The sequence below is a fragment of the Myxococcus sp. AB036A genome (genome assembly GCF_006547355.1).
Taxonomy (GTDB): Bacteria; Myxococcota; Myxococcia; order Myxococcales; family Myxococcaceae; genus Myxococcus; species Myxococcus virescens.
On sequence record NZ_VHLC01000108.1, the window covers coordinates 16,081 to 30,392 of the forward strand.

The 14,312-nt window shown below is 70.0% G+C and carries 11 protein-coding genes; 5 read left to right on the forward strand and 6 right to left on the reverse strand.

The window, feature by feature from the left end; all coding sequences use genetic code 11:
- Positions 1 to 15: 15 nt before the first annotated feature.
- Complete coding sequence (locus FL344_RS31650; RefSeq protein WP_141621152.1) at positions 16 to 1,449, forward strand: aldehyde dehydrogenase family protein; 1,434 nt, start codon at positions 16 to 18, stop codon at positions 1,447 to 1,449.
- Positions 1,450 to 1,677: 228 nt separating this feature from the next.
- Here FL344_RS31650 and FL344_RS31655 read toward each other — a convergent pair whose 3' ends face one another.
- Positions 1,678 to 3,126, reverse strand: a complete 1,449-nt coding sequence (locus tag FL344_RS31655; RefSeq protein WP_141621153.1) for an alpha-amylase family glycosyl hydrolase — start codon at positions 3,124 to 3,126, stop codon at positions 1,678 to 1,680.
- Between the two features lie 130 nt (positions 3,127 to 3,256).
- On the opposite strand from FL344_RS31655, the gene FL344_RS31660 reads away from it, so the two are divergent.
- From FL344_RS31660 to FL344_RS31670, 3 genes are all read left to right on the forward strand, one after another.
- Positions 3,257 to 3,883 (forward strand): YigZ family protein, encoded by a 627-nt coding sequence (locus FL344_RS31660; RefSeq protein WP_141621154.1) that lies wholly within the window; start codon positions 3,257 to 3,259, stop codon positions 3,881 to 3,883.
- Positions 3,884 to 3,916: 33 nt separating this feature from the next.
- Positions 3,917 to 5,251 (forward strand): replication-associated recombination protein A, encoded by a 1,335-nt coding sequence (locus FL344_RS31665; protein ID WP_141621155.1) that lies wholly within the window; start codon positions 3,917 to 3,919, stop codon positions 5,249 to 5,251.
- Positions 5,252 to 5,392: 141 nt separating this feature from the next.
- Positions 5,393 to 6,571 (forward strand): TIGR03118 family protein, encoded by a 1,179-nt coding sequence (locus tag FL344_RS31670; RefSeq protein ID WP_228565513.1) that lies wholly within the window; start codon positions 5,393 to 5,395, stop codon positions 6,569 to 6,571.
- Between the two features lie 86 nt (positions 6,572 to 6,657).
- Here the strand turns inward: FL344_RS31670 and FL344_RS31675 are convergent, their stop codons facing one another.
- The 3 genes from FL344_RS31675 to FL344_RS31685 all read right to left on the reverse strand — a co-directional run bounded on the left by FL344_RS31675 (position 6,658) and on the right by FL344_RS31685 (position 10,341).
- Entirely contained in the window at positions 6,658 to 7,353 is a 696-nt protein-coding gene (locus FL344_RS31675) for a hypothetical protein (protein ID WP_141621157.1), read from the reverse strand.
- A gap of 138 nt (positions 7,354 to 7,491) precedes the next feature.
- Positions 7,492 to 8,379: an ATP-grasp domain-containing protein gene (locus tag FL344_RS31680; RefSeq protein ID WP_228565514.1), complete on the reverse strand. Its 888-nt coding sequence runs from the start codon at positions 8,377 to 8,379 to the stop codon at positions 7,492 to 7,494.
- A 147-nt stretch (positions 8,380 to 8,526) separates the two neighbouring features.
- Entirely contained in the window at positions 8,527 to 10,341 is a 1,815-nt protein-coding gene (locus FL344_RS31685) for an NUDIX hydrolase (RefSeq protein WP_194863324.1), read from the reverse strand.
- A gap of 213 nt (positions 10,342 to 10,554) precedes the next feature.
- On the opposite strand from FL344_RS31685, the gene FL344_RS31690 reads away from it, so the two are divergent.
- A complete protein-coding gene (locus FL344_RS31690) occupies positions 10,555 to 11,676 on the forward strand; it encodes a proprotein convertase P-domain-containing protein (RefSeq protein ID WP_228565515.1) in 1,122 nt (373 codons plus the stop codon).
- Between the two features lie 198 nt (positions 11,677 to 11,874).
- Here FL344_RS31690 and FL344_RS31695 read toward each other — a convergent pair whose 3' ends face one another.
- Together FL344_RS31695 and FL344_RS31700 are read right to left on the reverse strand one after the other, a co-directional pair.
- Complete coding sequence (locus FL344_RS31695) at positions 11,875 to 14,076, reverse strand: peptidase domain-containing ABC transporter (protein WP_141621161.1); 2,202 nt, start codon at positions 14,074 to 14,076, stop codon at positions 11,875 to 11,877.
- Complete coding sequence (locus tag FL344_RS31700; protein WP_011552915.1) at positions 14,073 to 14,288, reverse strand: hypothetical protein; 216 nt, start codon at positions 14,286 to 14,288, stop codon at positions 14,073 to 14,075. The genes FL344_RS31695 and FL344_RS31700 overlap by 4 nt, the downstream gene beginning before the upstream one ends.
- Positions 14,289 to 14,312: the final 24 nt, after the last annotated feature.

A 14,312-nucleotide genomic window follows, 5' to 3' on the forward strand; every position in this document is an offset into this window, starting at 1 on the left:
CACTGGAGGAACACCATGCTGGCTGAACGTTATCCGTACTACCTGGCCAACCGGCCCCGGCAGCCCAACGCGGAGCTGGCTGTCACCCACAAGTACTCGGGCGAGGTTGTGACGCACGTCGCGGTCGCGGACGCCGCGGCTGTCGAGGAAGCCATCGCCGCCGCCGTGCGCGCCGCAGAGCCCATGCGAAAGCTGGCGCCGTACGCGCGGCAGGCGGTGCTCGAACACTGCGTGCGCCGATTCCGCGAACGCGCGGAGGAGCTGGCCCTGGCGCTCTGCATCGAAGCAGGCAAGCCGCTGCGCGACGCGCGGGGAGAGGTGGACCGGCTCATCGACACCTTCAAGGCCGCCGCCGAGGAGGCCGTGCGCGGCGGGGGCGAGGTGCTGAACCTGGAGGTGTCGAAGCGCGCCGTGGGCTACCGGGGCTTCACCCAGCGCGTGCCGGTGGGGCCGTGCTCGTTCATCACCCCGTTCAACTTCCCGCTCAACCTGGTGGCGCACAAGGTGGCGCCGGCCATCGCCGCGGGCTGTCCGTTCATCCTCAAGCCTTCGGACCGCACGCCGGTGAGCGCGCTCATCATGGCGGAGGTCCTGGCGGAGACGGAGCTGCCCGAGGGGGCTTTCTCCGTGCTGCCCGTGCGGCTGGAGGACATCGGGTCGCTCATCGAGGACGACCGGCTGAAGCTGCTCTCGTTCACGGGCTCGGAGAAGGTGGGCTGGGAGCTGAAGGCGCGGGCGGGCCGGAAGAAGGTGGTGCTGGAACTGGGCGGCAATGCGGCGTGCGTGGTGGACGAGGCGCCGGGCGCGCCGCTGGACTTCATCGCGGACCGGGTGGCGCAGGGGGCCTTCTTCCAGGCGGGGCAGAGCTGCATCTCGGTGCAGCGCGTGCTGATCCATGCGTCGCTGTACGACGCGCTCCGGGAGAAGCTCGTCGAACGGGCGAAGGCGTTGCGTCCAGGTCATCCGTCGGACGAGGCCACGACGCTGGGGCCCATGATTGACGAGCCCGCGGCGCGGCGCCTGGAGGGCTGGATTCAGCAAGCCGTCCAGCGTGGAGCGCGGGTGCTCACGGGCGGAGGACGGCGGGGCTCGGTGCTCGATGCCACGGTGCTGGAGGGGGTTCCAGAGGATGCATCGCTGAGCAGCGAGGAGGCCTTCGGCCCGGTCGTCCTGCTCCAGTCCTTTGTCGACTTCGACGACGCCCTGGCTCAGGTGAACAGCGGGCGCTTCGGACTCCAGGCGGGCCTCTTCACGCAGGACCTGTCGCGGGCGATGAAGGCCTGGGATGAACTGGAGGTGGGCGGAGTCGTCGTGGGCGACGTGCCGAGCTTCCGCGTCGACACCATGCCCTACGGGGGCGTGAAGGGCTCGGGCATCGGCCGCGAGGGCGTGAAGTACGCCATCGAGGACATGACGGAGCTTCGGCTGCTGGTGCTGCGTCAGGCGTGAGCGCTTGGAGACGCTCCCTTCAAAAGGGGACGAAGCAGTCGCGTGCGAAGGGGCATGCACCCACTTCAGTGAGATGAGTCGACGGGCCAAGGACCCCACGGAGACCGTGGGGCCACGGGCGCCACGTCGAGTTTCAGACTCGGTGACGACCTTACGTGCAGCCTTCTTCGGAGCGCTGCTTCGTGAAGTAGAAACCACCCACGGGGGGAACGTCTTCCCCGCGCGCGCTCAGCTTCGGGGCGTGAGCAGCAGCGCGCCCGAAGCAGGCATTGCCACCTCGAGCCGCGTCCCCGCGGCGCGGATGCGGACATCTCGTTCGCCCAGCAGGTCCTTCAGGGACGCATGCCTGGACAGGTTTGCGTAGGCCTGGGGGAGAGACAGGCGCAGCGTCCTGGCGGGCCCGAAGTTCAGCACGACGAGCACGGGCTCGCTCGCTCCGTCCTGATGGCGCAGGTAGGCCATCGCGGAGGGGTTGTCCTTCACGGGGACCGGCACCCAGGCGCCACCAGCGAGCGCGGGGTGCGTGTCCCGCAGGTCGATAAGCTTCCGGTAGTGCTCCCGCAGGCCGTGTGGGTCCTCGTCCCAGGAGAGGGGCGGCGGCTCCTGGTAGGGCTCGTACTCGGCGCCCACCTCGTCGCCCGTGTAGACAATGGGGATGCCGGGCAGGGTGAGCAGCAGCGCGGCGGCCACCCGCGTCGAGCCGGGGCCATGGCGGCCGATGAAGCGCTTCGCCGTGTCGTTGTTGTTGAGGAAGCGGGCCACGCGGTCCTCGGGCGTCTGCCCGCCCTTCAGGGCCGCGTACAGCTTCGGAGCCACCTGCTGGCGGTCCTCGAAGACGCCCTCCCAGGCCCAGTGGCCCAGCGAGGCGCTCCAGTCATACGCCGCATTGAAGCCGTTGCGCACGAAGTACGGGTCATGCGCGCTCGCCTCCGCGAGCAGGTACACGTCTGACTTCTCCTTCCGCAGCGCAGTGGACAGGTCGCACCAGAAGCCAGGGCGCCGCTCCTTCACGCCCCAGGCCACGTCCACGCGGAAGCCATCCACGTCGAACTCGCGGACCCAGTACTGGAAGGCCCGGTGCACCATCGCGGTGACCTTCGGGTTGTCGTAGTTGAGGTTCGGCAGGTGCTTCCAGTCGAAGTAGTGCGTCGGCTGCCCCTGGGCGTCGCGGTCGTAGTAGCCGTAGTACGGCGACTGCTTGCCCTTAGCGAGCACGTCCCGGAAGTACGGGTGCGCGTTCGACGTGTGGTTGGGCACGAAGTCCATCATCACCTTCATGCCGCGCGCGTGCGCCTGGTCGATGAGCTCCTTGAAGTCGGCCTTCGTGCCGTAGTCGGGGCGGACGTCGAAGTAGTCGGTGACGGCGTAGCCGAAGTCCCCCGGGTCCGTCGTCGTGTTCACCGGTGACAGCCAGAGCACGTCGATGCCCAGGTCTCGCAGGTAGTCCAGCTTCGCGGTGACGGCCTTGAAGGGCTGCTCGCCGAAGAGGGGCGGGACGACGCCGTACACGACGGCGCCTCGAATCCAGTCCGGGTCCTGTACGGGGCCACAGGTTCGGGCCTCGGCACGCGCTACAGGCGGGGCGGTGTTCCGAGCGGCTTCCGCGGGCATGCCCGCGAGGGAGAGGAGGCTCAGCGAGAGCAGGGCGGCCAGGCGGCGGGAGAGGGCGTTGAGCATGGGGCGTCAGGGGCCGGACATCGGCGTTGGGCCCGGAACGCGGCGCCGCCTCCGGAATCTTCCTTCGCGTCGACCTGTGGCGGGGGGACGGCTGCTGGCGATATGAGACACTGCGCAAGCCACCGCACCCATGGACGAGAAGCGCTACCCCATCCCGGCCGGGCTCCACCGGGTGGAGCAGGACATCCAGAAGAGCCGGTTCATCACCACGGCCGCCCATGCGCCCACCGTGGAGGAGGCGAAGGCCTTCATCGCCCGCGTCCGCGAGGAGTTCGCCGACGCCACCCACAACTGCTGGGCCTTCGTCGTCGGGCCTCCGGGCTCCACCGCCCAGGTGGGCATGAGCGACGACGGCGAGCCCCATGGGACGGCCGGCCGGCCCATGCTCACCGCCCTGCTCCACGGGGGCGTGGGCGACGTGGCCATGGTCGTCACCCGGTACTTCGGTGGGACGCTGCTCGGGAAGGGCGGGCTGGTGCGCGCCTATACCGCTGGCGTCCAGCAGGCGCTCGAAAGCCTCCCCACCACGGAGCGTGTGCGCAAGACGCGACTGGCCGTCGAGGTGGAGTACACCCACGTCGACGGGCTGCGCCGCCTGCTGCCATCCTACGAGGTGCAGGTGCTGGCGGAGGAGTATTCAGCCACCGTGGGGTACCGGCTGGAGCTGCCCGTCACCCAGGTGGAGGCCCTGCGGACCGCGTTGAACGACCTGACAATGGGACAGGTGCTCGTCGAGCCGCTCGATTCGGACGATTGACCCTGGGCCATGGAGGGGAGAGCCTGCGGCCCGATGAGCGCTGGCCCCGACCTCTTCTCCGCCTCTGTCGACGTGAATCGCTTCGCGCCCCTGGCGGAGCGGATGCGGCCTCGCACGCCTGACGAGTTCATCGGCCAGTCCCACCTGCTGGGCCCGGGCCGTCCGCTGCGCCAGCTCATCGAGCGCAAGGCCATCGTGTCCTCCCTCTTCTGGGGGCCTCCGGGCGTGGGGAAGACGACGCTCGCGCGGATGATGGCCACCGGTGTGGACGCGGAGTTCGTCATCCTCTCCGCCGTGTCGGACGGCATCCCCCGCATCCGCGAGGTGGTGGCCGAGGCCGAGCGCCTGCGCAACCAGTACAGTCGCCGCACCGTCCTCTTCGTCGACGAAATCCACCGCTGGGCGAAGAACGTGCAGGAGCAGGCGCTGCCCCACGTGGAGAGCGGCCTCTTCGTCCTCCTGGGCGCCACCACGGAGAACGTCAGCTTCGAGGTCCGCCCCGCGCTCGTCAGCCGGTGCCGCGTGTTCCAGCTCAAGGAGCTCACCGTCGCGGACATCCAGTCGGCGCTGACGCGGGCGCTCAGTGACTCGAAGCGGGGCTTGGGTGCGCGCAACCTGACGGTGGGGGAGGAGGCGCTGACGCTGCTGGCGAAGGGCGGCGTGGGCGATGTGCGCAAGGCGCTGGGCGCGCTGGAGCTGGCGGCCAGCCTCACCGCGGACGGCGCGGAGATTACGCCCGAGACGGCGCGCGAGGCAGTGGGCACCAGCCTGTCCCGGCACGACAAGGACGGCGACCAGCACTACGACTTGCTGAGCGCGCTGCAGAAGTCGTGCAGGGGCTCCAACGTCCAGGGCGCCGTCTTCTGGGCGGCGAAGCTGCTCCAGACGGGCGACGTGGCGTCACTGTGGCGACGGCTCAAGGTGATTGCCGTGGAGGACGTGGGCATGGCGATGCCAGAGGCCATCAGCATCGTGCGTGACTGCGAGGAAGCCTTCCACGCCATGGGCATGCCGGAGGGGCGCATCTGCGTGGCGCACGCCGTCGTCCTGCTGGCCACGGCGAAGAAGAGCAACCGTGCCTATGCGGCGCTGGACGCGGCGATGGCGGCGCTCCAGGAGCATCCCAACGCGGAGCCTCCGCTTCACATCCGCAACGCGCCCACCGAGCTGATGAAGGAGCTGGGGCACGGCAAGGGCTACCAGACGCCCTGGAACTTCAAGGACCACTACGTGCCCGGGCAGACGTACCTGCCCGCCCCGCTGGAGCGTTCCGTCTTCTACCGCCCGAGCAAGGAAGGCTACGAGGCGGAGATTCATGAGCGCATGAGCCACTGGTGGCGCGAGGACAAGGCGTCCCGAGGCGAGTAGGGCAGGCAGCCCCCGCGGGCCGGATTCTGCCGTCCGGTGCGCAATGCTCCTGCGCAGTAGTGCCGGTTGTTCATCCAGAGACGCCCTCCCAACTTGTTGCTCAATGAGCACACGGCGGTTCGCCGTCTCAGAGGGGGAATCATGATGAACACTCGCAGGTCCACGTTGGTGCAAGGTGTGTTGTCCGCGGCGGTCGCGGTCCTCGCTGTCCCGGTCGCCAGGGCGGCAATGCCCCCCGCGCCTCCGACTGACTGCTCGGTGGCGGGCGGCTACACACAACGCAACCTCGTGGGCAACAGTCCGGCGCTTGGCGCCGAGCATGTCGATCCGCACCTCGTCAACGCCTGGGGGCTTGCCTTCAACCCGATGGGCATCGCGTGGGTGGCGAACGAGGGCACGGGCACCTCAACGCTGTATGACGGCAACGGGGTTCAGCAGCCCCTCATCGTGAGCATCCCCGCGCCGCCAGGAAAGACCGAGTCGGCAGAGCCCACCGGCGTGGTGTTCAATGGCTCGGAAGCATTCGTCGTGACGGGGACAGGTGTCTCGGGGCCCGCTCGCTTCATCTTCGCTACGGAGGAGGGCGTCCTGGCCGCCTGGGCACCCGCGGTGGACGAGGCCTCTGCCAAGATCGTGGCGGACAACTCCGCGATGGGCTCTGTGTACAAGGGGCTGGCGATGGCCGGCACCGGAGCGGATGCGAGGCTGTACGCGGCGGACTTCCGGAACAATCGAATCGACGTCTTCAACTCCAGCTTCACGCCCATGCCGATGCCGGGCGCCTTCGCGGACCCGTCTCTGCCCGCCGGGTACGCGCCCTTCAACATCCAGGACATCGAGGGCACCCTCTATGTCTCGTATGCGCAGCAGGACGAGGATCGTTCGGATGATGTCCCCGGCGCAGGCGCGGGCTACATCAACGCCTTCGACATGAACGGGCAGTTGCTGCGGCGGTTCGCTTCTCAGGGCGCGCTCAATGCGCCGTGGGGAATGGCCCTGGCGCCGGCGGGCTTCGGGCAGTTCAGCAACCACCTGCTGGTGGGCAACTTCGGGGATGGCGCCATCAACGCGTATGACCCTGCCTCCGGCACCTGGGCAGGCGCGCTCACTCGGCCGGACGGACAGCCTGTCAAGGTCGACGGACTCTGGTCCTTGCACTTCGGCACTGGCGGACAGGGCCTGCCCGCCGAGACGCTCTTCTTCACGGCGGGGCCCGCGGACGAGGATCAGGGCCTCTATGGCCGGCTCGACATGACGCCCGTGTGTCCGCAGGGCGGCCTGCCCCCGTGGAAGGCGCCTCGCGGGCCTGAGGCGCAGTGAGCGGGATGCGAGCATGGCGGCGCGGGCCGGAGCACGGTGCTCCGGCCCGCGCTGTCACGTGGGGCGCTACGAGGTGAAGGCGCGTCTCAGGGCTGCTGCGAGCCGCTGCCTCCGTAGCCCTGGTCCTGCAACTGCTGCCAGTGCGCCTTGGCCTGATCTTCGCGCTGGAGGTTGGCGTCCACCTGGCGCTGCTGAGCCGCCGCCTTTCGCCGGGCGTCGGCGACGGCGCTGGAGAAGTCCCCTGGGGACAACTCTTTCGCCCGGACGTCCGCGTTGGCGTTGACGGCTTCGTACTTCGCCTGTTCGAGCTGGGCGTCGGCCACGTCCAGCTCCCGCTGGCGCATGACCTCCAGCGACTTCAACGTCGTCACCGCGTCGTCGCGCCAGGCAGTTTCCGCCTCGGCCAGGGTGAGGGCGTTCTGGGCCGTGCAGGCGGCGTTCTGGGCCCGCTCGATGGCCGCGACGTCACCCGTTGCCTGCGCGGCCTCGAGTGCTGCCTCGCTTGCTTCGTGGCGGGACTTCGCGGCGTCCTCGTTGCGTTGGGCGACCTCTCGCTCCGCCTCGGCGTCCTGTCTGGCCACCTGGGTGCGGGTGATCTGCTCCCGGGCATGGTCCTCCGTGAGCTGCGCCTCGCGCACGTTTCCCAGCTCGCCGGGTGGGACGCGCGCCACCCATTGCTTATCCACCTTCGCGCTGGAGCGATGGGAGGCACAGCCCCCCAACAGCATCACGGCCGTGCCGGCCATCCCCAGGTACATGCGACGCCTGCCTGGCTGCGCCATGCCTTCCTCCCGGTCATAGGGTCCTGTCCGAAACTGTGCGCATCTGGGGGGAGGGTGAAAGCAGCGGCGCACCGCTCGGCGCGCCACACGCCCCTGCCCACGGGGCAGGGGCCGAGCGCGCACGCCGAACGCCGCGCGCTAGCGGGGAGCGAGCAGGGCTTCGAAGAGCGTGCGCGGGTCCAGCCCGGGGGGCAGTCCGGAGACGCCGCCGTCGTTCACCTCGACCACCGCCCAGCCCCCGTCCTGGAGCATGGCCACGTCCAGGGTGATGAAGGGCGAGTCGATGCGCCGCGCCAGGGGCTCGAAGCCGGTGAAGTCGGGCACGTCGACGTCGAACTCGTGGTACGGCTCGGCTGCGAGGAGCCGGCCGCCTCCGAAGAAGAGCCGGAACTCGAGGTGGGCCGGGCCCGCGGGTGTCCGTCCGTACGTCTTGAAGGGGAGGAACTTCCGGACGACGAGGCCCCGCTCGAAGCGGTCTCCGCGCTCGTCGACCAGGTTGGCGCAAATCTGTTCGAAGCGCGCCTGCGTCGTGCCCTCGGGGATGAAGCAGGCGTCATCCCAGCGCTCCTTGGCCGACTTCACGTGGTCCTTCACCAGCCAGGGCTGCGAGCCGAGCGCCTGGGCCGCGTGCCAGGCTTCCGCCGCGTCCATGCCCTCCGTCCAGACGCTGCGGGCGGTGTAGCGGGAGAGCCGGGGGTACCAGTTGGGCAGGTAGAGCGCCGCCGCGTACTGCTCGGGCGTCGTCGTCAGCCGGTGCCCCAGGGCGGACACGGCTTCGTCCAGTGCGGTGTACTCCTCTTCCGTCAGCATCCAGCCGCGATAGAGGAGCCGGAGCCTGCCGCGCTCAGGGAGGGTGGAGAGCGCCTGCTCGGCATTGCCGGAGAGGAGGGCACCCAGGTCTGCCTGGTAGGTGTCGATCCCCAGCGCTTCGGCCGCGTCGGCCTCCACGTCGAAGGGGTCGTCCTGGGTGGGATTCCGGCCGAAGAGGATGGCGCGCGCGTGAGACGGACGTCGGGAGCCTGGCATCCAGAAGCCTCGCATCAAGGGTGGCGGTGTGTGGGGGGCACCTCCGACGCGTGCGCGCGCGAACCCTGACACGGCCAGATGACGCCCTGTCCGGAGCGCTCTGGCCCGGTCCCCGCGCGGATTTCGCGGGGACCGGACGCGGGACGCTCAGTCCCCCAGCGCGTCGTACCGGACCAGCCGGAAGCGGGCGCCCTGCGCCTCGCGGATGCGGGCCGCCAGCTTCTCGTGCAGCTCCGGCGTCCAGGCGCTCCACCGCTGGAAGAAGGCCGCGGTGGCCGCCTTGTCACCGCCGTGCTGGAGCGCGAGCACCTTCTCCAGCAGGGACGTCACGACGGCCGGGTACTTGTCGTACTGGATGCTCAGGCGCGCCGTCTGCGGGTCCGCCTGGAGGAGGCCGTGCTCCAGGAACCAGTTGAACTGCACCAGTTGCATGCGCTGGTAGGGCTGGTCCTCGCGCGGGCGCACGTTCTGGAGCGTGCGGCGGATGCCGGAGGCCTGCACCGCGCGCAGCCCGGCGGCGTCGAGCGTGCCCTTCTTGTGGAAGTCATGCAGCGAGAAGAGGCTCACCAGGTCCGCCTTCATCTCCTCCACGGCGCCCGCGTAGTCCTCCAGCGCGTCGTCCAGCGTGCGCCCCTTCTGGTCCCGGTCTGGCCCCAGGTAGTGGCCCACCTCGTGCCAGAGGGTGCGCTGGAAGTTGCCTTCGGAGACCAGCTCCTTGGCGTGGGCGTCCACCACTGCGGCGCGCCAGATGCGCTCGTCGGACGCGAAGAGGTCCGGGTTCCGCATGATGTTCTCCCGCAGGAGGATGGTGCGGCCATAGCGGCGCGCGGCGAGCGCGTCGTTGGGGAGGATGCTCGCGGTGTTGGTGCCGCGCGACTGGCCGAAGTCGGCGATGACGTCGTAGACGCCCACGGGGATGTCCTCGCGCACGCGCTTCTTCGCGGCGTAGGGCAGCGCGTCCTCCACCGCCTGGAGCCCGCCCAGGCGCTTGCGCAGCTCCTGTGTGGCCGCCTCGTTGCTCAGCAGCACCGACAGGCTGTGGAACGCCTTCACGCCGAAGAGCGCGTCGTCATACGTCTCATACGCGCCCAACTGCACGTTGAGCTTCTGGAAGCGGCCCGTCACCCAGGCCGCGTCGCCGCTCTCGTAGTCGTTGGTGAGCAGGTCGCGCGCGCGGTTGCGCAGGTAGCGCGCCAGCTCCACGTCGCTGGCCTCCAGCCGCTGCGCCGCGCGCATCACCAGCCCGTAGGCCTTCACCAGCTCCGGCCCATAGGCCACGGCATAGGGCACCGCGTAGAGCGCCTTGGCGTCGGGCCGCTTCGCCTTCGCTTGCAGGGCCTGGCGCAGGCCCGGATGCAGCGTGTCCAGCACCGGGTGCGTCTGGAGGACCTTCACGTCCTGGCGCAGGTTGGCGGCCGTGGCGCGGCGAACCACCGTCTTCTCGCTCAGCAGGGACTGGCGCTCGCCGGGGTTCGCGGCCAGGAAGGCGTCCACCTCCGCCCGGGTGACGTCCACCGGGTACACGTTGCGCGCGGACACCTGCGCGTCCACCGGGAGGAACGCCTCCCGCGCGTTGCTCAGGGTGCTGGCGATGGGGCCCTGGTACAGGCGGTACAGCGTGAGCAGGTCCTGCGTGCGCTTGGGGCTGCCCAGCTTCTTGTCCAGCGCCTCCAGCTTCGCGCGAGCCGGGAGCGCCTGATGGTGGCGTGAGGACTCGTAGAGCCCCTGGAAGATGGCGCCCACCTCCAGCAGGTCCTTCACCGCCGCCTGCTCGTCGGGCGTGAGGCGGGCGAGGTCCGGCGACAGGCGGACCTCCTGCGTCTTGGCGAGGACTTCGGCCACCTTCTCCTCTGGCCAGTAGCCCGGAGGCAGGGTGGGGGAAGGACGGCTGGGGGCGGCAGCTTGTGCCGACAGCGCCAGGAGAGCGGCGGCGCCCAGAGACAGCGCGTGGGGGATTCGCATGGCGCGCAAGACTGCCACGGAGGTGGGCGTATTCCCCACGGCTTCGGTTGGATTGCGTCACGCATGGGTGACGTCCTGTGCGCCGGGCAAGTCTTGCGCTACATGGTGCGCATGAAACTCAAACTTCCCTTGTTTCTTTCGCTATCCACGGTTCTCCCGGCGCTGATCAGCTGTGGAGCCCCGACGTCCACGGACACCGCGCACGAGGCCGTCGTGCTCGGAACGCAGGCCCAGGCGCTGGCCACCGGTACGCCCGCCGCGGAGGGTGTGCTGTCCTTCCTCAACGACTCCTCCATCTCCTACACCGTGCTGGACCTGGAGGTGCCGCTGGACGCCCCGGCGGCACAGGCGCTGATTGACTTCCGCGAGGGGCCGGATGGCGTGCTCCACACGGGCGATGACCGCCGCTTCGTGAGCATCGAGCAGGTGGACGCGGTGCCGTACGTGGGCCCCGCGGCGCTCGCGGCGCTGGAGGCGTACGCCAAGGGCACGGGCCGCGTGGAGATGCCGGTCGACGGACACGTGGGGATCTTCCACGGGGTGGCCTTCAACGTGGCGGAGGCCCGCCGCGCCATCCTCGCCGCGAACACGGAGAGCGCGTCGAACCTGGAGACTGTCTTCGGCATCCCCGCGGCGGCGGTGCAGAGCCTGGTCGCGGCGCGTCCCATCCTCCACATGGTGCAGCTGTCGCGGCTGGCGAACGTGGACGCCGTCACGATGGGGCAGCTCAAGGCCCACACGCAGCAGGCGGCCGAAGGTGACCCGTGCACGGGCCCTGGCATCTGTCAGCCCGGGCTCGTCTGTGAGGGCCGGCCCGGTGACGGCTCCAGCCCCTATGGCCGCTGCGTGGACACCTCTCCCCTCGCGGGCAACGGGGACGTGTGCTCCCGCTTCGTGGCGTGCCCGTCGGCGGAGCTCATCTGCATCGGTCTGGCGTCCGGCTGGGTGGAGGGCTACTGCGCCCCGGCGTGGATGGGCGCCTCCTTCACCGAGTACTCGGACCTGCGGCTCCAGTCGACGAGCCCGCTGTTGACGGCGCCGCTCGTCGTGGTGGGGCTGGCCACGGTGCCCATGGACATCAACGTGGAGCTGGACATCGTCCACACCGCGCCGCACCGGCTGGTGCTGACGCTGGAGGACCCGGGTGGTGAGACGGCCCTGCTGTGGGACGGCCCGAACGAGGGCACGCCGCCCTCGCGCATCGTCGTGACGCGGGGCATTCCGCGCGACGGCAGCATCAACGGCCAGTGGAAGCTGCACGTCGCCAACCCGTCCGGCGTGGGCAGCGGCACGCTGCGCTCGTGGACGCTGAAGCTCACCAGCCGCTACGACTGAGCCGGCTGTTTCGCGGTGGGCCTTCGCGCTTCGAGGGCCCACCGCGCGTTTCACGGTGGCTACGCGGGCCGGCTGGCGTCCGCGTGTCGATGACGGCGTTCAGCGCCGGGTTGACGCGGTGGATGGCCTCCGTCGCCACCCGGAGCAGCTCGTCGGGCGTGACTTTCTTCCGGCGTACCTGAATCCCTCACAGGCGCCTCAGCCCGTCGCCTGGGTGCGCTCCTCCCGTTGTGCATTCACCAGCGACGCGTAGGTGCCCTGGCGCTCCAGCAGCTCCTGGTGCCGGCCGACCTCCACCACCTGGCCGGCCTCCATGACGAGGATGGTGTCGGCGTTGCGCACCGTGCTGAGCCGGTGGGCGATGACGACGCGCGTGCACTTCAGGGACGCCAGCGCCTGCTGCACGTACGCCTCGGTGGTGGCGTCCAGGGCGCTGGTCGCTTCATCGAGCAGGAGGATGGCGGGCCTGCGCACCAGGGCGCGCGCCAGGGCCAGTCTCTGCCGCTGGCCACCGGACATGGAGAGGCCCCGGTCTGTCAGCGGTGTGTCGTACTGCATGGGCATGGCCATGATGTCGTCGTGGATGTGGGCCAGCTTCGCCGCCTCCACGACACGGTCCATGTCCAGGTCCGGGTCGCTCAGGGTGATGTTCTCCCGCAGCGACGCGTTGAAGAACGAGGCATCCTGCAACACCACGCCCAGTTGGCTGCGCACCGCGCGCAGGTCCAGCTCGCCCAGCTCCGCGCCGTCGTACCGGACGTGTCCGGAGGTGGGCAGGTAGAGCCCCAGCAGCAGGTGCGCCAGGGTGCTCTTGCCCGCGCCCGAACGGCCGACGAGCGCCACCATCTGCCCTGGCTCCACGCTGACCGTCACGCCTTGCACCACCCAGGCGGAGTGGGGGTTGTAGCGGAAGCGCACGTCCTCCAGGGTGACGGCGCCGCGCAGCGTGGGCGCGCGGCCCCGGTGCGCCGCGTCGCGTTCGGGGGGCGTGTCCAGCACGTCGTTGATGCGCTCCAGGTAGGTGCTCAGGAACTGGAGTTGCCCGCCGGTGCCCAGCAGGTTGGACAGGGGCACCAGCAGCGCGGTGGCCAGCGCGTTGATGCTCAGCATTTGTCCCAGGGACATCGCGCCGTCCAGCACGCGCCATGCGCCCACGCACAGCAACACCAGGGGGGACACGCGGCGCAGCGTGCCCGTCAGCGCGTCCAGCCACGCGGAGAGCCGGCCTCGCTCCAGCTCCACGTTGATCAGGTCCACGTAGAGGTTGGAGTAGCTGCCCACCATGCGGTCCTCCACGCCGAAGGCCTTGAGCGTCTGCATGCCGGACAGCATGGCCATCAGGTAGCTCTGGCTGCGCACGCCCATGTCCAGGCTGCGCGACAGGTGGCTGCGTTGTCTGGCCCGGGGCAGCGCGAACACCAGCACCTGCAACAGGCCCAGCCCCACCACCAGCAGCCCCAGCGACGCATCCGCCACCAGCAGCAGGCCCAGGTAGAGGAGCACCAGCGCACCGTCGAGCGCGCTGGACAGCAGGCCAGTGGAGAGCAGCTCGCGGATGGCTTGCTGCGAGCCCAGCCGCGTCAGCAGGTCGCCCGCGGGCCGGAGTTGGAAGAAGGGGTAGGCCAGGCTCACCAGGTGGTCCAGCAGTCCCTGCGTCATCTGCGAGTCCAGCCGCGTGCGCAGCTCCACCAGGAGCTGGCCTCGCACCACCGACGTGAGCAGTTCGAAGAGCAACACGCCCGCGAGCGCCGCGGACAGCACCCCCATCAGCGAGTAGTCCTGCCGAGGCACGACGCGGTCCACCACCATGCCGGTGAGCAGCGGCACCGCCAGCGTCAGCACCTGGAGCACGGCGGACAGCGCGAGCACCTTCACCAGCGTGCCGGCCTGCCGCTTCACCAGGGGCACCAGGTAGCGGTAGGGCCCGCGCCGCGTGTGGCCCGGCTGGAAGTTCTCGGACGGCTCCATCAGCAGGGCCACGCCGGTGAAGCACTGGCTGAACTGCTCCATGGAGACGCGGCGGCGGCCCTGGTCGGGGTCCACCACCTCGACCCAGCCGCGGCCCAGGCGCTCGAAGACGACGTAGTGCGTGAAGCGCCAGTGGAGGATGGTGGCCGGAGGCAGGAAGGGCAGCCGGTCCAGGTCCACGGAGATGGCGCGCACGCGCAGGCCCAGCTTCTGGGCGGCGGCCTTCAGCGCCTTCGCGCTGGCGCCGTCACGTCCGGGGCCTGTCACCTCGCGCACCGCGTCCAGGCCCATGTGGCGGCCGTGGTAGGCCAGCACCATGGCCAGACAGGCGGCGCCACAGTCCGTCATCGTCATCTGACGCACTTCGGGCACGCGCTTGCGCAGGCCGAGCCGCCACCGGCGCTGGGGCTGCTGCGGAGCCTCGGCCGTCATGGCGGCACGTTTCCTTCCGGCGCAATGAGCGCCGGCCACGCCAGGACACCCATCGCCAGCGCGAGGCCGAAGACGAACAGGAGCGCGAACGTCCACCGCGTCCACTGTCCACCGATGCGCAGCAGGTCACCTTCGTCCTGCACGACGCGCTGGTAGTGCGCCAGGGCTTCCTTGCGGAAGATGGAGGGGCGGCCGTCGGTGGGTGGCTGCATCGCGGGGGGACGTTAGCGCAGGGG